Genomic DNA, 24,340 nt, shown 5'->3' with positions numbered 1-24,340 from the left:
AAAAGGAGGATAACTATGGATATAGCTTACAAAAAATTAAATGCGCAGATTACACCAGAAGCATTAGCGCAATTAAAAACATCAAAAATTATCTTCGAGAGTACGAACCAAGATAAATTAAAGGGAAGATATTCTATTGTAGTGTTAGATGATTTTGGCTCAGTCACATTAGATAATCATCAATTAATGATAAAAACTGAATATGAAGAAAAAGAAGTGACAGAAAAACCTTATGACTATTTAAAAAGTCTCGTGAACAAATATTATACAGATATTGAAGATGAACACTTGCGAGACTTACCATTTATTGCAGGGTTTATAGGAACGTGTAGTTTTGATCTTGTGAGACATGAATTTGAAAAACTACAAGAAATAAAGCTTTCAGATCATAGAGATCATGATGTGAAATTTTATTTAGTTGAAAATACTTACGTTTTTGATCACTACAAAGATGAATTATATGTGATAGCAACCAATCTATTTTCTAATAAATCAAAAGATGAATTATTTGAAGAGGTCGAAAAAAGAATTGAAGATTTAAAGCATATAAATTTAGTATATGAAAAGATTGAGTTTAACACTGAAAACAGAAAAATAAAGGCGAATATACCAGAAGATGAATTTATAGAAACGATAAAAGCTTTAAAGAAGAAAATTACTGAAGGAGATATGTTCCAAGTCGTACCTTCCAGAATTTATAGTTATAAACATCACTTTCATCATCATTTACAACAACTGACTTTTCAACTCTATCAAAAATTAAAGAGACAGAATCCTAGTCCATATATGTTTTACATTAATAAAGATATACCGATTATTGTTGGTAGTTCGCCAGAAAGTTTTGTGAAAGTAAAAGATGGCTGGGTTTATACGAATCCTATAGCTGGAACTATCAAGAGAGGAAAGGACTTAGAAGAAGATGAAAAAAATAGTGAGTTATTATTGAATGATGAAAAAGAAAGAAGTGAACATAGTATGCTCGTTGATTTAGGAAGAAATGATATTCATAGAATTAGTAAAATAGGTACTTCTAAAATTACTAAATTAATGGAAATAGAAAAATATGAACATGTGATGCATATCGTGAGTGAGGTTATTGGTGAGTTAAAAGAAGGCTTATCGCCCATGAGTGTCATAGCAAGTTTATTACCTACAGGCACAGTATCTGGAGCGCCAAAATTAAGAGCTATACAAAGAATATATGAGGCCAATCCGCATAAGAGAGGGATTTACAGTGGGGGCGTTGGCTACATTAATTGTAATCACAATTTAGATTTTGCACTTGCGATTCGGACGATGTTAATTGATGAGAATCAGGTTGATATTGAAGCAGGTTGTGGCGTAGTTTATGATTCTATTCCGGAAAAGGAACTAGAAGAAACGAAATTAAAAGCAAAAAGTCTCTTGGAGGTAACTCCATGATATTAATAATAGATAATTATGATTCATTTACTTATAACCTTGTAGATATTGTAGCTAAACGAACAGAGGTAGTGGTTAAATATCCAGATGATGTTGATGTTTTTAAACTTACGAATATTTCAGCTGTCATCATTTCACCTGGGCCAGGGCACCCTCTAGACAATAATTTACTCATTAAATTAATTGAATATTTCGAAAATAAGCCGATTCTAGGTGTATGTTTAGGTGCGCAAGCATTAACTTGTTATTACGGCGGTGAAGTGATTCAAGGGACAAAAATTATGCATGGTAAGGTCGATAATTTAAAAATAATAAGTTCAACGCCACTATATCAAGAACTGTCTTCAAATTTTAAAATTATGCGATATCACTCGCTCATAAGCAATCCCAATCAATTTCCAAAGGAATTAGAAATCACTGGACGTACTGAAGATTGTATACAGTCATTCCAACATAGAGATAGACAGCACTATGGTATTCAATATCATCCAGAATCATTTGCTACAGAAAATGGAGAACAAATCATTAATAATTTTATAAAAATTGCAACGAGAGGAAACTGACAATGAAATTATTAGAAGAAATCAAAGAAAATAAACATTTAACAGAAGACGATATGAAAGAATTTATCAATCTGTTACTCAATCCAAAAGTGAGTAATGAAAGAAAAATTGAAATATTAACCTCCTATACTCAAAAGGAAATGCAACAAAGTGAACTTACATATTTAGTCAAACATCTCATTCATACCATGTATCCAGTTCAACCGTTTTATGAAGGCGCAATGTGTGTATGTGGAACAGGTGGTGATGGCTCGAATAGTTTTAATATTTCAACTACGGTTGCATTTATCGTTGCGAGTGCAGGCGTGCCAGTAGTTAAACATGGAAATAGAAGTGTTACGTCTCAATCAGGGAGTACAGATGTTTTACAAGAAATGGGCATTCAAACATGCAAAGTAGACGAAGTTGTTAAAGAATTAAACGCCAGAGGTCTTTCATTTATCAGCGCAACTGACTCTTATCCGATTATGAAACATCTCCAACCAGTAAGAAAAAGTATTCATACACCTACTATTTTTAATTTAGTGGGTCCCTTAATTAACCCATTTAAGCTTACTTATCAAGTGATGGGAGTATATGATGTTACTCAAATTGATAAGATTGCACAAACCATTAAAGATTTAGGTAGAAAAAAAGCAATTGTAGTTCATGGCGCAAACGGAATGGATGAAGCAACGCTATCTGGAGACAATATTATCTATGAAATTAATCAAGGTGAACCTATCAAGACATACACAATAAATGCTAAAGATTATGGTTTAGCTTTGGCTGAAAATGAAACATTAATCGGTGGTTCGCCGAAAGAGAATAAAAAAATTACAATAAATATTTTAAACGGAAATGATAAGTCGAGTAAAAGAGATGTGGTATTACTAAATGCTGCGCTCGCACTTTATGTTGCTGAAAAAGTCAACGATATTCAAAGTGGTATAAAATTAGCTCGTCATCTCATAGATAGTGGACAAGCTATGAAACAGTATTTGAAGATGGGGATCTAATCATGACGATACTGAATGAAATAGTAGAGTATAAAAAAGAATTGTTGAATAAAGGTTACTACAAGCATAAGTTGGATGAACTTAAACAAGTAGATGTTACCAATAAAACTAAACTGATAGACGCTTTGAAGAATGATAAAAACTTATCTATTATTGCTGAAATAAAGTCTAAAAGTCCGACATTAAATCAATTACCTGAGAGGGATTTGCATACACAAGTCAGAGACTATGAGTTATATGGAGCTAATGCCATTTCTATTTTAACCGATGAGAAGTACTTTGGAGGAAGTTTTGAACGTTTAACTGAACTTACAATTGAAACCAAATTACCAGTACTTTGCAAGGATTTTATTATAGATAAAATACAAATAGATGTAGCGAAAAAAGCTGGTGCTTCAATTATTTTATTAATTGTCAATATTCTTTCAGATACGGAATTAAAAGAGTTATATGACTATGCAACACAATTAGGTTTAGAAGTTTTAGTGGAAGTACACGATCAAGATGAGCTCAAAAAAGCATATCAACTTTCACCAGAAATCATTGGCGTTAATAATCGAGATTTAAATCAATTTGTGACCAAAGTGGAACACACAAATGAAATTTTAAAAGCTAAAAGACGTGGTTTTCATTACATTTCTGAAAGCGGGATTCATAGCATCAATGATGTTAAGACCATTTTAAACTCTGGTATAGATGGTTTACTAATTGGAGAAGCTTTAATGAAATGTGATGATTTAAGTCAATTTTTACCAAGTTTAAAACTAGAAAAGGTACGCCAATGATAGTAAAATTTTGTGGTTTTAAAAGTGATGAAGATATTGAAAAAGTGAAGGATTTGAACGTTGATGCTGTAGGTTTTATTCATTTTCATAAAAGTAAAAGATATGTATCCATAAATCAAATCAAACATTTAACAAAGTCTATTCCGCATCGCATCGATCGTGTAGCAGTTGTAGTAAATCCAACTTTGCAATTAGTGACTGAAATCATAAGTGAAACGGATATCAATACCATTCAGTTACATGGAAATGAAAGTATAAAGTTAATCAATCAAATCAAACAATTAAATTCTGAACTTAAGATAATTAAAGCATTACCAGCTGATCATCATTTAAATGAAAATATAAAAAAATACGAGAGTTATGTGGACTTATTTATTATAGACACACCTACAGAGAATTATGGTGGTACAGGGAAAGTATTTGATTGGAATATGCTAACTCATATCCGAGATGCTAAGTTTTTAATTGCTGGAGGTCTGGATATCAAACATTTAAAACAACTTAATCAAATTGAACTTGGACAGATGGGTTATGACATTGCGAGTGGGATTGAAACAAATAATAAAAAAGATCTAACAAAAATGAAGGAAATTATTGAATGCTTAAAAGGGGATGAATGACATGAAAATTCAAACAGAAGTTGATGATTTAGGATTTTTTGGTGACTATGGGGGACAATATGTGCCCGAAACACTTATGCCAGCAATAATTGAGCTTAAGAAAGCCTATCATGTAGCCAAAAAAGATCAAAGCTTTCAAGAAGAACTTGATTATTATCTGAGGGAATACGTTGGAAGAGAAACACCTCTTACTTATGCAAAGTCTTATTCAGAACAATTGGGAGGGGCTAAGATTTATCTTAAACGTGAAGATTTAAATCATACCGGCGCTCACAAAATTAATAATGCATTGGGACAAGCGCTTTTAGCAAAGCGCATGGGTAAGAAAAAGTTAGTCGCTGAAACAGGCGCAGGTCAACATGGTGTTGCAAGTGCAACGGTAGCAGCATTATTCGATATGGATCTTATTGTTTTTATGGGGAAAGAGGACATTAAACGACAACAATTGAATGTATTTAGAATGGAACTTCTAGGAGCGAAAGTAGTTTCAGTTGAAGAAGGGCAAGGGACATTATCAGATGCAGTCAATAAAGCTTTACAATATTGGGTGAGTCATGTAGATGATACACATTATCTATTAGGTTCAGCCTTAGGACCAGATCCATTTCCAACCATGGTAAGAGACTTTCAAAGTGTGATTGGAAATGAAATTAAAGCACAGATACAAAATAAGGAAGGGCGTTTACCAGATGCAATTGTGGCATGCGTAGGTGGTGGTTCTAACTCTATAGGAACGTTTTATCCATTTATTAAAGACAATGTTAAATTATTCGGAGTAGAAGCTGCCGGAGAAGGAGCAAATACAAATAAGCATGCATTAGCGATAGGTAAGGGAAGACCAGGTGTACTTCATGGTTCTAAAATGTATCTTATTCAGGATGATTATGGACAAATAGAATTAGCACATTCTATATCAGCTGGTTTGGATTACCCTGGTATCGGGCCTGAACATTCATATTATCATGATATAGGACGTGTTGAATACGTGAGTGCGACAGACGAAGAAGCTATGGAAGCATTAATTCGTTTTTCAAAAGCTGAAGGAATTATTCCAGCGATTGAGAGCGCTCATGCACTGAGTTATGTTGAAAAGTTAGCGCCACAAATGAAAAGTAATGAAATAATTGTTGTGACAGTCTCTGGAAGAGGAGATAAAGATATGGAAACAATCAGAACGTACATTGAAAGTCGTGGTGAAAAGGATGCGTAAATTATTTATTCCATATATCATGGGTGATTTGAATTTTATTAAGAACCTTAAAATATTAAGTGAAGCAGGAGCAGATATAGTCGAAATAGGTGTCCCATTTTCGGATCCTGTAGCTGACGGACCAACAATTATGAATGCAGGCGCTAAAGCAATAGCAGAAGGCGTAAATGTAGATTTCATATTTAATGAATTAACCAATCATAGTCATGACATTACTTCTAAATATATTTTTATGACCTATTATAATATTATTTCTTCCTATGGCGAGAAACAATTTTTAGATAAATGTGTAGAAGCAGGTGTATTTGGATTAATTATTCCAGATTTACCTTTTGAACTTATTGAAAAATTTAAAAAAGATTTTCCAAATTATAAAGTTAAAATTATTCCTCTAATAGCTATGACAACTTCAAAGGAAAGAATGAAAGCCATTGCGAAAAAAGCAGAAGGTTTTATTTATACTGTAACTATGAATGCTACAACAGGTGAAAATGGGCAGTTCCATCCAGAATTAAAAAATAAAATTCAAATGTTAAAAGACATTGCAGACGTTCCTGTTGTTGCAGGTTTCGGTATCAGAAATGAAAAACATGTGAAAGATATAGGAGAAGTAGCCGATGGTGTTGTTATTGGTAGTGAAATTGTAAAAAGATTAGCAGAAAATGATGATGATCATTTTAAACAATATGTAAAAGGTATAAGACGCACTTTAGATGCTCTATAAAACAATAATAAAAATAGCAATATAAATTGAATAATGAAGTACGTGTCAGGGTAAATATAAATCATAATTAAATTTTAAAGAGGTGAATAAGAGTGAGTAAGAAAGTATTATTCGTTCTAACAAGCACTAAACAATATCCTGATGGTACTGAAACGGGTTTATGGTTAGAAGAAGCAGGCGAACCTTATGATATTCTAACTCAAGAAGGCATTGAGGTTGACATAGCTTCTATTAAAGGCGGACATGTTAATTTAGATCCAAATTCAACTTCAGATGAATTATTAAATCATTATAGTACATTCGTATCACACTTAAATGATACACCAAGTATAGATGACATCAACGCTGATGACTACGATGCAATTTATTTACCAGGTGGTCATGGAACAGTCTTTGATTTTGCTAATAATGAAAAGCTTGCAAATATTTTAGTACACTTCAGAGATAAAGATAAAATTATTTCATCAGTTTGTCATGGACCAAGTGCTTTTGTAGGAGTTAAAGGAAGCAATGGTAAATATTTAGTAGATGGTATTCAATTAACAGCGTTTACAGATAGTGAAGAAAAAGCTATGGGATTAGAAGAAAAAGTGCCATTTTTAACTCAATCTAAATTAGAAGAACAAGGCGCAAGATTCGTAGCGAGTGATGACTTTGCATCTCATTTAGAAGAAGACCGTAAATTTATTACTGGTCAAAATCCTCAATCAAGTGAAGTCATTGGTAAAGCACTCGTAAATGCATTAAAATAAAAATGAACACAAAATAATATGGACCGACACCTTGTTCAGTCCATATTATTTTTTACATAAAAGTTTCAATATTGCATTGGTTATCAATTAAGTACAATTTTTATATCAGTTAATATTTTAGTTTTGGTAATATCTATTGTATACTTGTCTAGATTAGAAATATAGTTAACATGGATCATCAAAATGATTACATATTATATGCAAGAGAACGACCTATATTCCTTAAAAGTTAAAAAGAGAGTTATAAAGATATAAATGGGAGTTATGATAATGAAGTTTACAAATTTAACAGCCAAAGAATTTGGTGACTTTACAGATCAAATGCCTTATAGCCATTTTACTCAGATGGAAGGCAATTATGAGCTCAAAGTTGCTGAAGGAACTGAATCACATCTTGTAGGGATTAAAAATAATGAGAATAAGGTAATTGCAGCCTGCTTGTTAACTGCAGTACCAGTCATGAAATTTTTCAAATATTTTTATTCTAACCGTGGTCCTGTAATTGATTATGATAATAAAGAACTTGTTCACTTCTTCTTTAATGAATTAAGTAAATACGTAAAAAAACATAACTGTCTATATCTAAGAGTCGATCCTTATCTTCCTTATCAATATTTAAACCATGATGGTGAAGTTATTGAAAATGCTGGACATGACTGGTTTTTCAATAAAATGGAAGACTTAGGATACGAACATGAAGGGTTCTACAAAGGATTTCATCCTATATTACAAGTGAGATATCATTCTGTTTTAGATTTAAAAAATAAAACAGCAAAAGATGTTTTAAATGGAATGGATAGTTTAAGAAAACGTAACACCAAGAAAGTACAAAAAAATGGAGTCAAAGTTCGATTTCTAACTGAAGAAGAATTACCGATTTTTAGATCATTTTTTTTTGTTTCGACTTTTACAAAAGAGTTTACTGACAGAGACGATAGCTTCTATTACAATAGATTCAAATATTTTAAAGATCGAGTATTAGTACCTTTAGCTTATATTGATTTCAATGAATATTTAGAAGAACTTAATACTGAGAGAGACGTATTAAATAAAGATTTAAACAAAGCGCTTAAAGATATTGAGAAACGACCTGAAAATAAAAAAGCGTATAACAAAAAAGAAAATCTTGAACAACAGCTAGATGCAAATCAACAGAAGATAAAGGAAGCTCAAAATTTACAGCAAGAACATGGGAATGAGCTACCTATCTCAGCTGGTTATTTCGTCATCAATCCATTTGAAGTAGTATATTATGCCGGTGGCACTTCAAATCGTTACCGTCATTTTGCAGGTAGTTATGCGATTCAATGGAAAATGATTAACTACGCTTTAGAACATGGCATTAATCGTTATAATTTTTATGGAATAAGTGGGGACTTCAGTGAAAACGCTGAAGACGTAGGAGTAATTAAGTTCAAAAAAGGCTATAACGCTGATGTTATTGAATATGTAGGTGATTTTATCAAACCAATAAATAAACCTATGTATGCAATCTACAACGCACTTAAAAAGTTAAAGAAATAGATTTTTTTAGGAAGGGAATTATCTAATTATGAAATTTACAGAGTTAACAGTAAAAGAATTTGAAAACTTTGTACAAAATCCATCATTAGAAAGCCATTATTTTCAGGTGAAGGAAAATATTGCTACGCGTGAAGCAGATGGGTTCCAAGTTGTATTATTAGGTGTGAAAGATGACGATAATAAAGTAATCGCAGCAAGTCTTTTCTCTAAAATTCCTACAATGGGAAGTTATGTATATTATTCTAACCGTGGTCCAGTCATGGATTATTCAGATTTAGGTTTGGTTGATTTTTATTTAAGAGAATTAGAAAGATACTTACATCAGCATCAATGTTTGTATGTAAAATTAGATCCTTATTGGATGTATCAATTGTATGATAAAGACATCAATCCTTTAACAGAAAAGAATGATGCCTTAGTTAACCTATTAAAATCACATGGCTATGAACATCATGGTTTCACTACAGAGTATGATGCTTCTAGTCAAGTAAGATGGATGGGTGTGCTTGATTTAGAAGGTAAAACGCCTGCTTCATTGAAAAAAGAATTTGATAGCCAACGTAAAAGAAATATAAATAAAGCGATAAACTATGGAATTAAGGTGAGATTTCTCGATAAAGATGAATTCGATATCTTCTTAGATTTATATCGTGAAACTGAAGCTAGAACTGGATTTGTTTCTAAAACAGATCAGTATTTCTATAACTTTATTAATCACTACGGTGATAAGGTTTTATTACCATTAGCGTATATTGACTTAGATGAATACATAGAAAAAGTTCAACACACACTCAATGACAAAGAAAATCGTCGTGATGATATGATGGCTAAAGAAAACAAAAACGATAAGCAATTAAGAAAAATCGCCGAATTAGATAAACAGATTGACCATGATAAAAAAGAATTACTTAATGCAAGTGAAATTCGTCAAACTGATGGATCTATTTTAAATTTAGCTTCAGGTGTATACTTTGCTAATGCCTATGAAGTCAATTATTTCTCTGGAGGTTCTTCAGAAAAGTACAATCAGTACATGGGACCATACGCAATGCATTGGCATATGATTAATTATTGCTTTGACAATGGCTACGATAGATATAATTTTTATGGTTTATCTGGGGACTTTACTGAAGATAGTGAAGATTATGGTGTTTATCGCTTCAAGAGAGGATTTAATGTTCAAATTGAGGAATTAATTGGTGATTTCTATAAACCAATTAATAAAGTGAAATATTGGTTATTCACGACATTAAACCGTATACGTAAAAAGATTAAAAAATAACTATATATTTATAAAGTAGAGCATATTGGGATAGAGCCAATATGCTCTTTTGCCGTTTAGAGAAGGGTTGGTAAACTCTAAATGGCTTAATGTAGGTATATTAAATCTAAGTTGTCGAAATCGTGTTGCACCCTACATAATTAATCATAGCATATGAGTAAAATGATACAATAATACTTATTGATTAATTTTTAATAATGTTTTTATAACTTTGCTTATTAAATTAGTATAATGCTGTCAATGATTTATGATATAAAGACTTAGTTATAATGAAAATGTTAATCAACACACAATACTTAAAAAATAATAAGGAATGAAACTTTAAAACGTTACATTAGCAATTTATATAATGTCATATACCTTTGTGCAGCAAAATAGGTGATTATAAAAGTATTATGTAAACCTATAGAGTGTCTGCTATTTATTAAACATATAGTTAAGGGTTTCGACTAAATTCTTGTGTTATCTACATTTCAATAGCAACTGGCCAGTTTTTAATTGTAAATGATAAAGGTTAAAATATAATACTGCATCTTTAGCAAATGAAGTTGAGTATCTTTGGGAAGTTTAAAGAATTAATTTTATGTTGATTCAACACGCATATTCATATTAGATTAGTAAATGTGATGCAGATTAAATTACAAATCACTCAAGGATAGATATTTAAATAATGAGGATGAATAATGTTAAATATTGGAACATATTTAGCTTTGAATATTTTAGTTTACATAATATATATTATAGGAAGTTGTGTATAGTTCTATAGGGGGCTTACCTCTTTAGTATTTGCCTCATTTACATTCTCATTCTATGCTAAGTTCTTTTCATCAATTATATCCTTATTATTCTACGTTTAAATTTTCTGTGCGTTTCTCACTTCAAAAATTCTTATCAGGTTCAAATACATCCTTAACCATGAACAAACATCGTATCATCATTCAACTGAAATCATTCCGTTAGTAATTTTATGTTTCAAGACATTATCGATATGCTATACTAGATTCATTATTATCATTTTGGAGTGACACGTTCATGAATTTTATTTTCGATATTGATGGTACGATTTGCTTTGACGGTAATCATATTGACCAATCTATTAAAAATCGTCTTATGCAACTCAACGATGAAAACCATAAAGTTATATTTGCATCTGCACGTCCTATAAGAGATTTGCTACCAGTGATTCCTGAATTTGCAGATTATACTTTAATTGGTGGTAATGGCTCAATTATATCTAAAAACGGACAAATCGAAATCATTTCGGAAATCAATGAACACGATATTAACCTCATTAAACACCTCATTAAACAATATGGATTGTCGTATATTATTGATGATAAATTCAATTATTCAACGAATTTAAATGCTGATAATGAAATTTATCAACGTATCGATCCTAATCGTACTGCACAGGCTTTACATATGGATGACATTAAGGATCCGATTAAAGCAATCCTTTTGAATATTAAACCTGATGACTTCGATACTATTGCTAAGATTTTGGAAATAGAATCAGACGGTATTGAGCTTATTTATCACTTCAATGAATCATATATTGATGTGACCGCTCAAGGTATCGATAAACATACGACAATTCAATATTTAATAGGTTCAGATACAGATTATATTGCATTTGGTAACGATCATAATGATATTCACATGTTAGATAACGCTTCGCAAGGTTATTTTGTGGCTAATGCACTGGTTGAACATCAGTCATTTTTGAAAAATCCTAATATCAAAGTCATTGATAATTCGAATGATGCAATATGTAAAGTGTTAGATAACTATTTAGCTATCAAAAGTTAAATTAAACATGAACTATATTAAAAAGCCTCTTACAATACTAAAGTTTGAACATTATCAAACAGGTTGTAAGAGGCTTTTGCTATTTTATTCCATAGAATTGATGAGTAATTGAGTATACGGATGGCGTGATTTATCGAACAAATCCTCAATCTTAAAATCATCTACCACTTCTCCATCTTTTAACACAATCACACGTTGCGTCAGTCTTTGAATAACTGAAAGATCGTGGGAGATAACAAGTAGGGTTTTAGGATTGATGTGGTCTTCGTTTATTAAAATATCAATAACATTTTGCTCGGCCACAACATCTAGATTGGATGTAATTTCATCACATATCAATATATCTGGCTGAGAAATGAGTGATCTTATGATATTCAATCTTTGTAACTGACCGCCACTGACTTCTCGTGGAAATTTTTGCAACAAATGCTCTGCTAAACCAAATGATTCTAAATAGTTTAGCAACTTGGGCTTTATATCCGAAGTTTTCATTTTATTATAAAAAATGAGTGGTTCTTCAAGAGATTGTTGGATTGTATAATGTCTATCAAAACTTTCGAAGGCATGCTGAAATACTGGGAGTACGCGTTTTGAATTGACTTTAACTTGTCCACGCGTAGGATTTAACTCTCCTAATATTAAAGAACTTAAGGTACTTTTACCTGCCCCGCTTTCACCTAGTATACCTACTTTTTCATTTTTGTCGATTTTAAAGTTTACACCGTTAAGAACAGAATGATTTTTACTATATTCAAAATGAACATTTTCAAATTTTATGATAGTCAACGATTTCCATCCTTTCTTAATGTGTTTCTGTATTTTAATAATTGCTTTGTATACGTATGTGTAACTTCATTTTCAGTAAGTTTATTAATTGAGCCAGATTCAACAAGGCTACCATTTCTCATAACATTAAAATAATCTCCATAATTAAGTACGTGATTCATATTGTGAGTAATCAACAATACTGTATGATGATGGTCTTTAACTATATGTTTAAGCATTTGCATAATTTGATGACCGTTGACGACATCTAAAGATGCTACAGGTTCATCGGCAATGATAAGTGGAGGTTTCAACATGAGCACGCTAGCAATGTAAACACGTTCAAGTTGACCACCAGAAAGTTGAAAACTGTATTTTTTAATAATACTAGAATCATTTAAATTAACCCAAGTTAAAGCAGTGATAATGTTCTTTAATGCCTCCTCTTTAGATACATTAAAGTGTGTTCGATATATTGCAATAAGTTGTTTATCTAGACGTGAGTATTCATTAAAGCTTTGCGCATAATTCTGAGAAATATAACCAATTTGTTTACCTAAAAGATGATTCATATTAGTAGCATTTTCTCCAAAATCATACTCATCATATGTCATATTTAATCCTTCTGGTAAATATTTCAAAAGTGCCCTTGCAGTGAGACTCTTACCTGCCCCACTTTCGCCAATAATAACATTAAGTTTTCCTTGATAAATATTTAAATCGACGTTTTGGACTAACTTATAATTATTAGAATCGCTAATGTTAAGATTTTTTATTTTCAAAAGCGTCAAACTCGACACCTCTCTTCTCTAATAATCGATCTCTGACAGCGTCTCCAGTTAAGTTGAAGATTAATATCGTGATTGAGATTAATGTCGCTGGTGCAATAATCATGATTGGATGTGATGTGATAAAGTTACGTCCCACTTGAAGCATAGCGCCCCACTCTGGAGATGGTGGTTGTGCGCCTAATCCTAAAAATGACAACGAACTAATGTAAAGAATAATTTTACCAAAATCAACAATCATAATAACCAAAATGGATGGAAACACTTTAGGTAATAAATGTTTAAATAAAATATTAAAAGCTGATACATTAAATAATTTGGCCATTTTTATATAGGAAAGATTCATTTCTGAATTGACGATCCCTCTTGTTACCCTTGTATAATTCATCCATTTTATAACAGTAATGGCAATCACTAAATTCCATATGCTTGGATGGAAGAAACTTGCTAAAGCAATCATAATGACGAATTCAGGTATACTCAAACCGATATCTATCATTCTCATGATAATCGAATCGATCCAACCTTTTTGATAGCCTGAAAGTAAACCAAGTGGTACGCCGATTAAAACAGTAAAAAGTAAAGTCAATAAAGTAACAAATAAAGTTGTTCGTGCGCCTATGATGAGTCGACTAAATAAATCGCGACCATAATCATCGGTTCCTAAAAAGTGATGTAAACTTATGGGCTCAAATGTTTCTGATAAATTAACTTTAAAAGCTGCATCATTACTAACAAACAGTTGAAGGGCGATAATTATAAATATATAGATACTAAACACATAGAAAATGAGATTCTTCTTTGTTAATTTAAGCTTCATTATCATCACCTTCTTTTTTATAATTTCTCAGATGCGCAAAATTAAATAAATTTGTCTTAGATGATCGATTGTAACGCTGTTTAGGATCAATAAATAAAGTGGTTATATCAGCAATCGTATTAATGATTACAACGAAAAATCCTATAAAGAGTACGCAACCTTGAATGACCGGATAATCTCTAGATTTAATACTATCGACTAGAAAGTAACCTAAACCTGGAATATCGAATAAATTTTCAATCACGACGGTACCTCCGATTAAGCTTCCTACTGACAGACCTAATAAGGGAATAATAGGAATTAAAGTCGGTTTGAAAATATCATGAAATAAAATATAACGTTCTGACATCCCTCTTAATCGAGAAGCTTCTACAACTGGACTCCGATATTGTTCTATTAAATTAGAGCGTATAAGACGTATGTAATATGCACACATACCCACACTCATTGTAATAATCGGTAATATATACGCAGCTATTGATCCATCCTCTGATGTTGGTAATACATTTAACTTTTGGTTGAAAATAAATAACAATATTAAACCAATAAAAAATGAAGGTAAGCTCACAGATAAAGAAGTTAAAACTCGAATCATTTTGTCTAAAGTTTTGTGATAATTTATTGCGGCTATCACTCCTAAAGGTATTGAAACAAGCATAGATAAAATTAATGTTCCAAAAGTAATGATTAATGTTGGAACAATATAGTTCATGATTTCTTTAGATACTGGAGCACCTGTTTGATAACTTGTACCTAAATTTAAATGTAATAATTGACTGAACCAATGCCACCATTGACCGAGTAAAGAATGATCCAGTCCTAATTGATGTTCTGTAGCTTTGATTTGAGATTGTGAAACTTGAGAGGTGTCAAGATGAAGAATTTTATTAACTGGGTTCCCTGGTGATAATTTCATTAAAATAAATGTGATTGTTGTTAAAACAAAAAGCACGATAATCATTTGCAATATTTTTGAAATGATTGTTTTAAACATCTTCGCAACATCCTTCTGTATTAAATGGATTAATTATTTATATATTAAAATTTTACATTAAATTATTTTTATCGTCATTTACCTATTATAATAGTCACATTGAAAAAATAATAGTATAAGCGATGTAGCCCTCCAATTTAACAAAAAAACTCAACGCCATCTAAGTAAATAGACAGCGTTGAGTTACAAAATATTATTTACGATGGCGCCCTCTTAACATTTTTAAATCTTCCTCATCTTCATATTTACGAATTTCTTTTTCAAGTTTATTCTTCTTACGTTCTCGTCTCCATTTACGTGTAAAGTACCACAATAAGAAACTAATGATTAAACTCATTAAAGCTAAGAAAGCAGCGTAACCTAATAACGGCTGATAAGAAATATGTTGGAAATTAGGAATAAAGAATGCTAATAAACCTAAAACTACAAATGTAATTACTGCGGCAATCAACCATCTATGTAAAACTAATGTACAGAATACTGTTAATAAAACCATTGCTAAGATAGTAATCCATAAGTAATTAGGCATATCAAAAATTGTCATAATACTATCTCCTTGTTAGTTCATTTAATAATAATTTTATTATACTATTTATTTGAATTAAACCACTCAGTCTAGAGAAGTAACGTTCCTAAAGAATATTCAGAGATTGGGACATCATTTATTATTTCTGTCCTACTCCTATTCACATACTTAAATTAATTATTCCCTACTCTTATGTTTGATAAACGAATACTTGCCTTCTCTAAACGCTTCGAATGTTATTCTGACTTGAGTTTTGTATAATAAAGGTAATACATATCAAAGGAGTGTTCCCAATGACACAAGGTTTACCTTTAAGAAAGGATGTCCCTACTCAAGAAACATGGGATTTGAAAGACCTTTTTGAAAATGATGAAGCATTTTATCAAACTCTTAATCAAGTGCTCCAATCTTCTAAAGCGTTCAAATCTACATATCAAAATCAACTTAAAGATATCGAAACAGTTGAACGTGCGCTTAAAGATTATGAAGATATTTTAATTCAATTGGATCGTCTTTATAATTATCCCGAACTAAGAGTGAGCGTAGATGCCACTAACGAAGAAGCGCAAAAAGTAAATGCTAAATTGAATACGATGTCTGGTAAAATAGCAGGCTTACTCTCATTCGTAGATTCTGAAATCTTAGCATTACCTGAGGACATGTTAAATCAATTACAACAACAATCGAATTATCCTCACTTCATTAAACAGTTGAAAGATAGAAAGCCGTATCAACTATCTACAGAAGTAGAACAAGTATTGGCTACTCTAACGCCAACACTTAGAAGTCCTTTTGAATTATATGGAACAACCAAAAGTTTAGACATTGACTTTGAGTCATTTGAGCATAATGGTATGACTTACCCTCTCGATTATGCCACTTTTGAAAATGAATATGAAGATAATCCAGATGCCGAATTTAGAATAAAGAGTTTTAAAGCATTTAGCGACTCAATTCGCAAATATCAAAATACAACAGCAGCTACGTATAATATGCAAGTTCAACAAGAAAAAATTGAAGCAGATATGCGTGGATATGATTCTGTTATCGATTACTTATTACAAGACCAAGAAGTGACACGCGACATGTTTGATCGTCAAATAGACGTTATTATGAGTGATTTGGCTCCGGTAATGCAAAGATATGCTAAGTTAATCCAACGTGTCCATGGACTTGATAAAATGCGATTTGAAGATTTAAAGATATCTATCGATCCTAGTTATGAACCAGATATTTCAATTGAAGAGTCTAAAAAATATATTTATGGCGCTTTAAATGTTTTGGGTGAAGATTATGTGAAAATGTTAGAATCTGCCTATGACAATCGATGGATAGATTTTGCTCAAAATAAAGGAAAAGACACAGGTGCTTATTGCGCGAGTCCTTATTTTACACATTCATATGTATTTATTTCTTGGACAGGAAAAATGGCTGAAACCTTTGTGCTTGCTCATGAGCTAGGACATGCTGGTCATTTTACTTTAGCGCAGAAACATCAAAATTTATTAGAATCAGAAGCATCTATGTACTTTGTCGAAGCGCCATCCACGATGAATGAAATGTTAATGGCAAATTATTTATTCAATAGTAGTGATGATCCTAAATTTAAACGTTGGGTCATTGGTTCTATACTTTCTAGAACGTATTATCATAATATGGTAACTCACTTGTTAGAAGCGGCATATCAGCGTGAAGTGTACAGATTAGTAGATGAAGGAGAGTCGCTTACTGCCCCACTTCTTAATAAGATTATGTTAGATGTTTATGAAAGATTCTTTGGCAATGCAGTTGAGATGACAGATGGTGTTGAACTCACTTGGATGCGTCAACCTCATTATTATATGGGATTGTACTCATATACTTACTCTGCAGGTTTAACAATTGGTACTGTGGTTTCTCAGAAGATTAAAAATGAAGGACAACCAGCTGTAGACCAATGGTTAGAAACACTTAAAGCTGGCGGAAGTAAATCACCAGTAGAGTTAGCGCAAATAGCAGGTGTTGATATAACAACGGAAGCACCGTTAAAAGCGACGATTAAATATATCTCGGAATTAGTCGAAGAACTAGAAACTCTTACAGATCAAATTGAAGCAGGCTAATTAAAAATTTTTTCTCATAACCAAAAAATCGCCCTCATAGACTTAAAGCCTATGGGGGCGATAATTTGTTATTAATCAAATGTATCGAAAAAATCACCTGTAAAATAATAATAAACGCTTTCGGCAATATTACTAATATGGTCTCCAATACGTTCTAAATGTCGAGCAGCTAAATGTGCCTGACCAGCAACAAATGGATCATTATCAATTAAATAAGTTGTGTTAACAATATTGATGTATAAGTCATCAATATCTTTATCTCTTTCAATAATTTCTTTAATTAATGTTAAATCCTCTGTTTTGACAGCGGTATTGAGATCTTCCAACATGAGCATTGCTAATTTACCCATCGTTTTTAAACGTGTAAATACATAGTCATCGTTAATTTTAACCCTTAGACGAATGTGCGCGATACTCGCAGCATTATCTCCCATTCTTTCAAAGTCTGTTGAAATTTTTAACGCAGCCATCATCATACGTAAATCCGTAGCGATAGGTTGCTGTTTGGTAATTAACATAATCACTTTTTCATTTATTTCATAATCTAATTGATTAATCTCTCTATCCTTTTCAATGGTTTCTCTAGCGAAGGTTCTCTTTTCCTCACTTAACGACACTAATGCATTTTTAATATTAAAATAAACACGAAGGCCAAGACGACGTAAATCTTTAATTAACTCATCTAGCTGACCTTCGTATTTATGTCTAATGATTGCCATATATTATCCGAAACGTCCTGAAATATAATCTTCTGTTTGTTTATCAGAAGGATTAGAGAAGATTTTATCAGTGTCGTCGTATTCGTTCACATAACCATTAAGGAAGAAAGCAGTTTTATCAGATACACGTGCAGCTTGTTGCATGTTGTGTGTAACCATAATAATTGAATAATTTTCTTTTAATTCTTGTACTAATTCTTCAACTCTTAGTGTTGAAATTGGATCGAGTGCTGATGTAGGCTCATCCATTAAAATAACATCCGGTTCGATTGCTAAACATCTTGCAATACAAACACGTTGTTGTTGCCCCCCTGATAAGCCATATGCATTTGTGTGTAATCTATCTTTTAATTCATCCCAAATTGCCGCGCCACGTAATGATTTTTCTACGATTTCATCTAAAACTTTTTTGTTTTTAATGCCATGAGTTTTAGGACCATAAGTGATATTATCATAAATTGATTTAGGGAATGGGTTTGGTTGTTGGAAGACCATTCCTACGTTAGTTCTTAACTTTTCTTTAGAGTATTTCGGATCAAAGATATTTTGATCTCGATATAAAATTTTTCCTGCAGTTTTAACTGAAGGTACGAGTTCAACCATACGATTGAGTGCTTTGATATATGTTGATTTACCACAACCTGATGGTCCGATAATCGCTGTAACATTGTTTTCTAAGATATCTAAATTAATATTTTGTAATGCGTGATTTTCACCATACCATAAATCTAGATTTTGTGTTGAATAAACAATATTCTTTTGACTATCTGGTGTTGTATCTTTTCTATCATTTTCAGTAGTCACGATAGTAGAGACTGAACCATTCGTTTTGTCAGTTTGTTCACTTAATTTATTTTTTTCTGCGACTTGTGAATTAGCCATAATTAAAAACTCCTTCTATATAGAGGAAAAGATGTAAAGAAACAAATCTTTTCCTCGTTGAAATAACAATTTTCCCAATAAGCTATATTAATATTTTTTACTGAATTTATTTCTTAAAAGAATCGCAATTGCATTCATTGCTAATAAGATAACAAGTAATACGATAATTCCTGCTGATGCCACATTTTGGAATTCAGCTTGAGGCATTTTAGCCCAAGTATAAATTTGAGTTGGTAAAGCAGAGAATTGATCTAATAGTCCACTTGGTGTAGCTAATAGAATTGTAGGAATACCAATAACTACAAGTGGTGCCGTTTCGCCTAATGCACGTGATAAAGATAAAATGAAACCAGTTAAGATACCAGGTAGTGCTGCTGGTAAAACAACCTTTCTGATGGTTTGCCATTTATTAGCGCCTAAACCAAATGAGGCTTCTCTTACAGAACCGGGTACAGCTCTAATTGCTTCTTGGCTTGAAACAATAATTACTGGAAGAATAAGTAATGACATTGTTAATGCAGCTGCTAAAACACTGTTTCCCATTCCAGCTGCTCCAACGAAAAGTGTGTAACCTAAAAGACCAAATACGATTGAAGGCACACCGGCTAAGTTTGAAATACTTATTTTTACTATGCTTGTAAAAATATTGTCCTTTGCATATTCCTCTAAATAAATAGCTGTGCCAATACCTAAAATAATTGTGATTGGAATGATACCAACAATTAACCAGACTGAACCAATGACTGCCCCTTTAACACCAGCATCTGCAGGTGTTGAAGAAGAGAAATTAGTAAAGAATTCAGGTGTTAAATGGCCGGCTCCTTTGATGATGGTTTGTGCTAATAATGCTACTAACACAACAAGACCGATTAACGTACAGAGGAAGAATAACCATTTGTTAACTTTATTCTTAGTATCTCGAGTAGAAATATTTTTGTCGACTTTGTTTTTGTCGATTAACGTTTTATTATTAGAATTTGTTGTCGCTGTCATTTTAATACTCCTCTCTGAAGCGTTTTGAAATCCATTGTGAAAGTAGGTTCATAAGTAAAGTAAAGATGAATAAAGTGAAACCTACTGCATAGATACTGTAGTAGATATCAGAACCAAATGGCGCGTCACCAGTTGCGACTTCTACAATGTATCCAGTCATGGTTTGAATTGAACTTGTTAAGCTTAGAGATGAAGTTGGCGAACTACCAGCTGCTAGTGAAACGATCATTGTTTCACCAATTGCTCTTGAAATCCCTAATACGATTGATGCAACAACTCCTGAAGTGGCTGCAGGTAAAACAACTTTAGTAGCAACTTCAAATTTAGTTGCACCTAAGCCGTAAGCACCCTCACGTATTTTATTTGGCACTGAAGACATTGCATCTTCACTCATACTTGTAATAACTGGAACAATCATAATACCAACAACGATTCCAGGACTGATAGAGTTAAACTCACCTAATATAGGTATAAAACTTCTTAAAAGCGGTGTTACAAATGTAAGGGCGAAGAAACCGAATACAATTGTAGGAATACCTGCTAAAATTTCCAAAATTGGTTTAATAATACTACGTGCTTTATCGCTTGCATATTCATTAAGGTAAATAGCTGCACCTAAACCGATAGGAACAGAAACGATAGTGGCAATGATTGTAATTTTCAAGGTACCAATGATTAAAGCCCAAATACCATATTCTGGTGAAGAACCTGTAGGATTCCATGTACCAGATAAAAAGAATTTAGAAAATGGTACGCGTGTAAAGAAAGTAATCGTCTCAGTTAACAAAGTGAATAAAATAGCAATTGTCGTTAAGATTGAAATAGCTGAAATAATACCTAGAATAATTGGAACGATTTTATCGCTTGCTCCACCCTTTTTAGCATTATTCTTAGCTATCATTTCCCTAACATTCGTTTGTGAAGCCATGTAAAACCCTCTTTCTTAATCTCCCAAAATAATTTAAAAAAAGATTGGGAATTGCTAAAGGGAATTGTTGAGTACTAATTAAATTACCATTTAGTAATGACTCAATTCTCTTCCCTGAAGCTGAATAGTACAGACAAAGCGATTGATTAACCGCTTTGTCAAATACCTTCACAAATTCCCAACCCTTTAAAATTCGTACGTTATATATTATTTTTTATCGTCAGATTTTTTGTCATCAGATTTTTTATCAGATTTCTTATCTGATTTTTTTGTGTTTGTCTACGAATTTATTTAATTCTTTTAACTCAGATTTGTAAGTTTTCTTAGGTGAAGCTACATAACCAGCATCTTCAGCTGATTTACCTTCATCTTTAAGAACGAATTTCATAAATTCTGACATTACTTTGTTATCTTTTAATGATTTATCTTTAACGTAGATGAATAATGGTCTACTTAAAGCGTATGAACCATTTTTGATTGTTTTCTTAGTTGGTTCAGTTAATTTGCCGTTATCGTCTTTGATTTTAACTTCTTTTAATTTATCTTTATTTTGTTCGTAGAAGTTATAACCGAAGTAACCAATACCTTCTTTGTTTTTAGTTACTGAAGAAACGATAGCGTTTGTATCAGCATTTTTCTCAGCTTTGATATCTTGTTTGTCCATTACTTCCTCTTCGAAGAAGTCGTAAGTACCATGACTTGAGTTAGGTGATACGGCATTGATTTTTTTGTCTGGCCATTTAGAGTTAACATCTTTCCATGTTTTAGCTTTACCAGAGTAAATTTCTTTTAATTGAGATTTAGTTAATTCTTTAACAAAGTCGTTATCTTTGTTAACTGCAATTGTTACACCATCTTGTGCAATTTTGAATTCGTGGTATTTAATACCTTTATCTTCTAATTTTTTCTTTTCTTCATCTTTAATAGGTCTTGAAGCGTCTGAGAAATCAGTTTCGCCAGCAATGAATTTTTGGAATCCAGCACCTGTACCAGCTTGGCCAGAAGAAATTTTAGCGTCTTTATGATCTTTAGCCCATTTTTCGTTTAATTTTTCAACGATTGGAGCTACTGTTGATGAACCTTCACCTTTTGCAGAACCTTTAAGATCGCTTCCACTTCCAGAACCTCCATTATTACCGCCACAAGCGCCTAGTAAGAACGAAGCTCCTAATACAGTAGTACCGACTAATTGCCACTTTTTCATTGATACATCCTCCTAATATAAATAACCCTAATGTTATATGTATTTCTTACAGTTTTTATGATACATACCTTTTGTTAATTAAAAATAGAGTAATTGTAAATCTTTTGTTAAGAATGTTTAAAGGTTGATATGACGAGTTTTATAGAGATATAGATGGAGTTTATATTTATTGGATTTGGTTGACAAGAAACCTCTAAATTTAACTATCGTGAGCTAATGAATTTGGAGTGGAGTTTGTTAAGTAAAATACTTGTGATAAGGAGAGGGTTATACAAAAATTCGAGAAATTGAAAACTATGTCGAGTTAGAAAAAACGCATCACAAGACATTAATCTTGCAATGCGTTTTGGTAATTAGTCTAAACTAAAATAAGGTGTTTAAAATTTATAATTATTAATTTTTGAGAACCTTCTTTTAAATAAACAGTACTAACTATCATTTTCCTTTAATTTTTCCCATTGTGCCTTCAATTTTAGTTTGACCGTAGAGAATAGAATTTTGAAATAATATTATAAAGAAAAATACGATAATACCAAAGATGTATAAATAGTTGGACTCCTTTGAAAATAAAAATTCATATAGAAGAAGTAAAAATGATAAGGTGAATATTACGTTGATAAGTATGTTTTTTATTAAAATGGATAGTTTTGGCAGAATAAAGGCTTTTTGATTTGGATTTTGTTTTAATTTTCCAATCTTCTTTTTGTAAACTTTATCACTTTTATATTTGATTAAAATCATTGGTATAACAACTATAGAAACAAGTAATAAATTTAATAATATATTATTAGAAAAATCAAAACTATCAACGATTGGTCTTGCCATTATGGATATAAATGTACCTATACCAGTAGATATCCAAATTAAAGCACTTCTATTTTCCTCTACTTCTTTTGAAATGTTTGTAGTTTTGATATCTTTTAATTCTTGTTCGTTAAGTTCTTCTAAAGGTTGGCGCGTTAAGTAATTTAACATTGGAAAAACAAATGATAATTTATTTCGATTTAAGTTTATTATATAGTGTTTGCCATTGTAATATACCAATTTATATTTGATGTTTTTTTCAACGGTCTCGATGGTTATAGAATTGATTATTTTTCACTCCTAGTTTTGTGTGCAAAATATTATTTATATAACTTAGCTCATTCAATTTATTTCAGACATCTTTCCGTAAATCTTTATTTTTCCATATAGTCTAATATTCTGAAATAAAATAAGTAACAAAAATATAATCATTGTTAGTATGAAAAATATATTAGAATTTTCCATAGAATAAAATGCAATTAAAGACATCAAATATAGAAAAGAAAGTATCAAATAAAGTACCGTATTCTTAATAACGATTTTAAAATTAGGTAAAATGTATGCAAGTTTTACATTAGTTCCATTTCTTAAGGCTAAAACATCACGTTTTCTTTTGTCGAAAATAAATTTCGTTAATATTAAAGCAAAATTTGTTAGTAGAATTATCAATAAGTTGAAAATTCTACTTGATGGAAAGTTTCCATAATCAAATAAAGGTCTTAATAAAACTCCTAAAATAACAGTTATACCAACACTTAAGCTTAATAAAGCTTCATTAAATTTATCTTCATTTTTAGTTATACTTTTTTCATTATTTATATCATTTAATGATACTTCTATTAATTTATGAGGAGTAAAGTAATTTAGCAGTGGGAAAATGTACGACAATTTATTAGAATTGAGATCTATAACATAGTTTTTCCCCTCATATTTAATTAATTTATATTTACTGTTACCTTTTATGCTTATAATTTCTATTTGTCTTTTTAATTTTTTGTCCATAATAAATTCCCTACTATCATTTCCTTTTAATTTCCCCCATCTTGCCGTGGATTTCAACATATGAGTAAAGCATGTTGTTTTGAAATAAAATAATAAAAAATAAAAATGCGATTAAGAAAATAAA

General features: G+C 31.5%; 23 protein-coding genes and 1 pseudogene. 12 read left to right on the top strand and 12 right to left on the bottom strand.

Features of this window, described 5'->3' with window-relative positions:
- The first annotated feature begins 15 nt into the window (after positions 1–15).
- The 11 genes from HMPREF3264_RS06770 to HMPREF3264_RS06720 all read left to right on the top strand — a co-directional run bounded on the left by HMPREF3264_RS06770 (position 16) and on the right by HMPREF3264_RS06720 (position 11,689).
- Positions 16–1,422 (top strand): anthranilate synthase component I, encoded by a 1,407-nt coding sequence (locus HMPREF3264_RS06770; protein ID WP_070872638.1) that lies wholly within the window; start codon positions 16–18, stop codon positions 1,420–1,422.
- A complete protein-coding gene (locus HMPREF3264_RS06765; protein ID WP_070872636.1) occupies positions 1,419–1,985 on the top strand; it encodes an anthranilate synthase component II in 567 nt (188 codons plus the stop codon). Before HMPREF3264_RS06770 ends, HMPREF3264_RS06765 begins: the two co-directional genes overlap by 4 nt.
- A gap of 2 nt (positions 1,986–1,987) precedes the next feature.
- Positions 1,988–2,983, top strand: coding sequence for an anthranilate phosphoribosyltransferase (gene trpD / locus HMPREF3264_RS06760; protein ID WP_070872634.1), 996 nt, complete (start codon positions 1,988–1,990; stop codon positions 2,981–2,983).
- Between the two features lie 2 nt (positions 2,984–2,985).
- A complete protein-coding gene (gene trpC, locus HMPREF3264_RS06755) occupies positions 2,986–3,768 on the top strand; it encodes an indole-3-glycerol phosphate synthase TrpC (protein WP_070872631.1) in 783 nt (260 codons plus the stop codon).
- On the top strand, positions 3,765–4,388 hold the full coding sequence (locus HMPREF3264_RS06750) for a phosphoribosylanthranilate isomerase (RefSeq protein WP_070872630.1): 624 nt from the start codon (positions 3,765–3,767) through the stop codon (positions 4,386–4,388). Before trpC ends, HMPREF3264_RS06750 begins: the two co-directional genes overlap by 4 nt.
- A 1-nt stretch (position 4,389) precedes the next feature.
- Positions 4,390–5,598: a tryptophan synthase subunit beta gene (gene trpB / locus HMPREF3264_RS06745; RefSeq protein WP_070872628.1), complete on the top strand. Its 1,209-nt coding sequence runs from the start codon at positions 4,390–4,392 to the stop codon at positions 5,596–5,598.
- Positions 5,591–6,322 (top strand): tryptophan synthase subunit alpha, encoded by a 732-nt coding sequence (trpA, locus tag HMPREF3264_RS06740; protein ID WP_070872626.1) that lies wholly within the window; start codon positions 5,591–5,593, stop codon positions 6,320–6,322. Before trpB ends, trpA begins: the two co-directional genes overlap by 8 nt.
- A gap of 92 nt (positions 6,323–6,414) precedes the next feature.
- Positions 6,415–7,074, top strand: coding sequence for a type 1 glutamine amidotransferase domain-containing protein (locus tag HMPREF3264_RS06735; RefSeq protein WP_070872623.1), 660 nt, complete (start codon positions 6,415–6,417; stop codon positions 7,072–7,074).
- Positions 7,075–7,344: 270 nt separating this feature from the next.
- The gene (locus HMPREF3264_RS06730) at positions 7,345–8,598 is read left to right on the top strand and encodes an aminoacyltransferase (RefSeq protein ID WP_070872621.1); all 1,254 of its coding nucleotides are present in this window, start codon (positions 7,345–7,347) and stop codon (positions 8,596–8,598) included.
- Positions 8,599–8,626: 28 nt separating this feature from the next.
- A complete protein-coding gene (locus HMPREF3264_RS06725) occupies positions 8,627–9,880 on the top strand; it encodes an aminoacyltransferase (protein ID WP_002442772.1) in 1,254 nt (417 codons plus the stop codon).
- 1,032 nt (positions 9,881–10,912) lie between these two features.
- Positions 10,913–11,689 carry an HAD-IIB family hydrolase gene (locus HMPREF3264_RS06720; protein WP_070872619.1) on the top strand — a complete coding sequence of 259 codons (777 nt, stop codon included), beginning with the start codon at positions 10,913–10,915 and terminating at the stop codon, positions 11,687–11,689.
- An 84-nt stretch (positions 11,690–11,773) separates the two neighbouring features.
- Here HMPREF3264_RS06720 and HMPREF3264_RS06715 read toward each other — a convergent pair whose 3' ends face one another.
- The 5 genes from HMPREF3264_RS06715 to HMPREF3264_RS06695 all read right to left on the bottom strand — a co-directional run bounded on the left by HMPREF3264_RS06715 (position 11,774) and on the right by HMPREF3264_RS06695 (position 15,600).
- A complete protein-coding gene (locus tag HMPREF3264_RS06715; RefSeq protein WP_070873266.1) occupies positions 11,774–12,469 on the bottom strand; it encodes an ATP-binding cassette domain-containing protein in 696 nt (231 codons plus the stop codon).
- 2 nt (positions 12,470–12,471) lie between these two features.
- Complete coding sequence (locus tag HMPREF3264_RS06710; protein ID WP_070831428.1) at positions 12,472–13,245, bottom strand: ATP-binding cassette domain-containing protein; 774 nt, start codon at positions 13,243–13,245, stop codon at positions 12,472–12,474.
- A complete protein-coding gene (gene nikC / locus HMPREF3264_RS06705) occupies positions 13,217–14,062 on the bottom strand; it encodes a nickel transporter permease (RefSeq protein WP_070872617.1) in 846 nt (281 codons plus the stop codon). Before nikC ends, HMPREF3264_RS06710 begins: the two co-directional genes overlap by 29 nt.
- Positions 14,052–15,056: a nickel ABC transporter permease gene (nikB, locus tag HMPREF3264_RS06700; RefSeq protein WP_070872615.1), complete on the bottom strand. Its 1,005-nt coding sequence runs from the start codon at positions 15,054–15,056 to the stop codon at positions 14,052–14,054. The genes nikC and nikB overlap by 11 nt, the downstream gene beginning before the upstream one ends.
- A 193-nt stretch (positions 15,057–15,249) precedes the next feature.
- On the bottom strand, positions 15,250–15,600 hold the full coding sequence (locus HMPREF3264_RS06695; RefSeq protein WP_002442782.1) for a membrane protein: 351 nt from the start codon (positions 15,598–15,600) through the stop codon (positions 15,250–15,252).
- Between the two features lie 275 nt (positions 15,601–15,875).
- Here HMPREF3264_RS06695 and pepF point away from each other — a divergent pair, with 275 nt between their 5' ends.
- Positions 15,876–17,684, top strand: coding sequence for an oligoendopeptidase F (gene pepF / locus HMPREF3264_RS06690; protein WP_070872612.1), 1,809 nt, complete (start codon positions 15,876–15,878; stop codon positions 17,682–17,684).
- A gap of 71 nt (positions 17,685–17,755) precedes the next feature.
- On the opposite strand, the gene phoU is transcribed toward pepF, so the two are convergent.
- From phoU to HMPREF3264_RS06655, 7 genes and pseudogenes are all read right to left on the bottom strand, one after another.
- The gene (gene phoU / locus HMPREF3264_RS06685) at positions 17,756–18,403 is read right to left on the bottom strand and encodes a phosphate signaling complex protein PhoU (protein ID WP_070872610.1); all 648 of its coding nucleotides are present in this window, start codon (positions 18,401–18,403) and stop codon (positions 17,756–17,758) included.
- Between the two features lie 3 nt (positions 18,404–18,406).
- Positions 18,407–19,285, bottom strand: a complete 879-nt coding sequence (gene pstB / locus HMPREF3264_RS06680; protein WP_002442788.1) for a phosphate ABC transporter ATP-binding protein PstB — start codon at positions 19,283–19,285, stop codon at positions 18,407–18,409.
- An 87-nt stretch (positions 19,286–19,372) separates the two neighbouring features.
- Positions 19,373–20,278 (bottom strand): phosphate ABC transporter permease PstA, encoded by a 906-nt coding sequence (gene pstA / locus HMPREF3264_RS06675; RefSeq protein WP_070872608.1) that lies wholly within the window; start codon positions 20,276–20,278, stop codon positions 19,373–19,375.
- A gap of 1 nt (position 20,279) precedes the next feature.
- A complete protein-coding gene (pstC, locus tag HMPREF3264_RS06670) occupies positions 20,280–21,206 on the bottom strand; it encodes a phosphate ABC transporter permease subunit PstC (RefSeq protein ID WP_070872607.1) in 927 nt (308 codons plus the stop codon).
- A 207-nt stretch (positions 21,207–21,413) separates the two neighbouring features.
- Positions 21,414–22,410: pseudogene (locus tag HMPREF3264_RS06665) on the bottom strand (PstS family phosphate ABC transporter substrate-binding protein).
- A gap of 435 nt (positions 22,411–22,845) precedes the next feature.
- A complete protein-coding gene (locus HMPREF3264_RS06660; RefSeq protein ID WP_256323981.1) occupies positions 22,846–23,487 on the bottom strand; it encodes a DUF443 family protein in 642 nt (213 codons plus the stop codon).
- 69 nt (positions 23,488–23,556) lie between these two features.
- Positions 23,557–24,216 carry a DUF443 domain-containing protein gene (locus tag HMPREF3264_RS06655; RefSeq protein ID WP_070872601.1) on the bottom strand — a complete coding sequence of 220 codons (660 nt, stop codon included), beginning with the start codon at positions 24,214–24,216 and terminating at the stop codon, positions 23,557–23,559.
- Positions 24,217–24,340: the final 124 nt, after the last annotated feature.

Origin of the sequence: Staphylococcus sp. HMSC62A08 (assembly GCF_001839105.1) — a bacterium.
Classification (GTDB): Bacteria; Bacillota; Bacilli; order Staphylococcales; family Staphylococcaceae; genus Staphylococcus; species Staphylococcus caprae.
The sequence above is the reverse complement of the archived record's forward strand: the minus strand, read 5'-3'. Positions and strand labels throughout refer to the sequence as shown.

What these genes read in the sequence shown, in the direction of transcription:
- HMPREF3264_RS06770 (WP_070872638.1), top strand. Translation starts at nt 16, where the DNA reads ATGGATATAGCTTACAAAAAATTAAATGCGCAGATTACACCAGAAGCA.
- HMPREF3264_RS06765 (WP_070872636.1), top strand. Translation starts at nt 1,419, where the DNA reads ATGATATTAATAATAGATAATTATGATTCATTTACTTATAACCTTGTA.
- trpD (WP_070872634.1), top strand. Translation starts at nt 1,988, where the DNA reads ATGAAATTATTAGAAGAAATCAAAGAAAATAAACATTTAACAGAAGAC.
- trpC (WP_070872631.1), top strand. Translation starts at nt 2,986, where the DNA reads ATGACGATACTGAATGAAATAGTAGAGTATAAAAAAGAATTGTTGAAT.
- HMPREF3264_RS06750 (WP_070872630.1), top strand. Translation starts at nt 3,765, where the DNA reads ATGATAGTAAAATTTTGTGGTTTTAAAAGTGATGAAGATATTGAAAAA.
- trpB (WP_070872628.1), top strand. Translation starts at nt 4,390, where the DNA reads ATGAAAATTCAAACAGAAGTTGATGATTTAGGATTTTTTGGTGACTAT.
- trpA (WP_070872626.1), top strand. Translation starts at nt 5,591, where the DNA reads ATGCGTAAATTATTTATTCCATATATCATGGGTGATTTGAATTTTATT.
- HMPREF3264_RS06730 (WP_070872621.1), top strand. Translation starts at nt 7,345, where the DNA reads ATGAAGTTTACAAATTTAACAGCCAAAGAATTTGGTGACTTTACAGAT.
- HMPREF3264_RS06725 (WP_002442772.1), top strand. Translation starts at nt 8,627, where the DNA reads ATGAAATTTACAGAGTTAACAGTAAAAGAATTTGAAAACTTTGTACAA.
- HMPREF3264_RS06720 (WP_070872619.1), top strand. Translation starts at nt 10,913, where the DNA reads ATGAATTTTATTTTCGATATTGATGGTACGATTTGCTTTGACGGTAAT.
- nikC (WP_070872617.1), bottom strand. Translation starts at nt 14,062, where the DNA reads ATGAAGCTTAAATTAACAAAGAAGAATCTCATTTTCTATGTGTTTAGT.
- nikB (WP_070872615.1), bottom strand. Translation starts at nt 15,056, where the DNA reads ATGTTTAAAACAATCATTTCAAAAATATTGCAAATGATTATCGTGCTT.
- HMPREF3264_RS06695 (WP_002442782.1), bottom strand. Translation starts at nt 15,600, where the DNA reads ATGACAATTTTTGATATGCCTAATTACTTATGGATTACTATCTTAGCA.
- pepF (WP_070872612.1), top strand. Translation starts at nt 15,876, where the DNA reads ATGACACAAGGTTTACCTTTAAGAAAGGATGTCCCTACTCAAGAAACA.
- phoU (WP_070872610.1), bottom strand. Translation starts at nt 18,403, where the DNA reads ATGGCAATCATTAGACATAAATACGAAGGTCAGCTAGATGAGTTAATT.
- pstB (WP_002442788.1), bottom strand. Translation starts at nt 19,285, where the DNA reads ATGGCTAATTCACAAGTCGCAGAAAAAAATAAATTAAGTGAACAAACT.
- pstA (WP_070872608.1), bottom strand. Translation starts at nt 20,278, where the DNA reads ATGACAGCGACAACAAATTCTAATAATAAAACGTTAATCGACAAAAAC.
- pstC (WP_070872607.1), bottom strand. Translation starts at nt 21,206, where the DNA reads ATGGCTTCACAAACGAATGTTAGGGAAATGATAGCTAAGAATAATGCT.
- HMPREF3264_RS06655 (WP_070872601.1), bottom strand. Translation starts at nt 24,216, where the DNA reads ATGGACAAAAAATTAAAAAGACAAATAGAAATTATAAGCATAAAAGGT.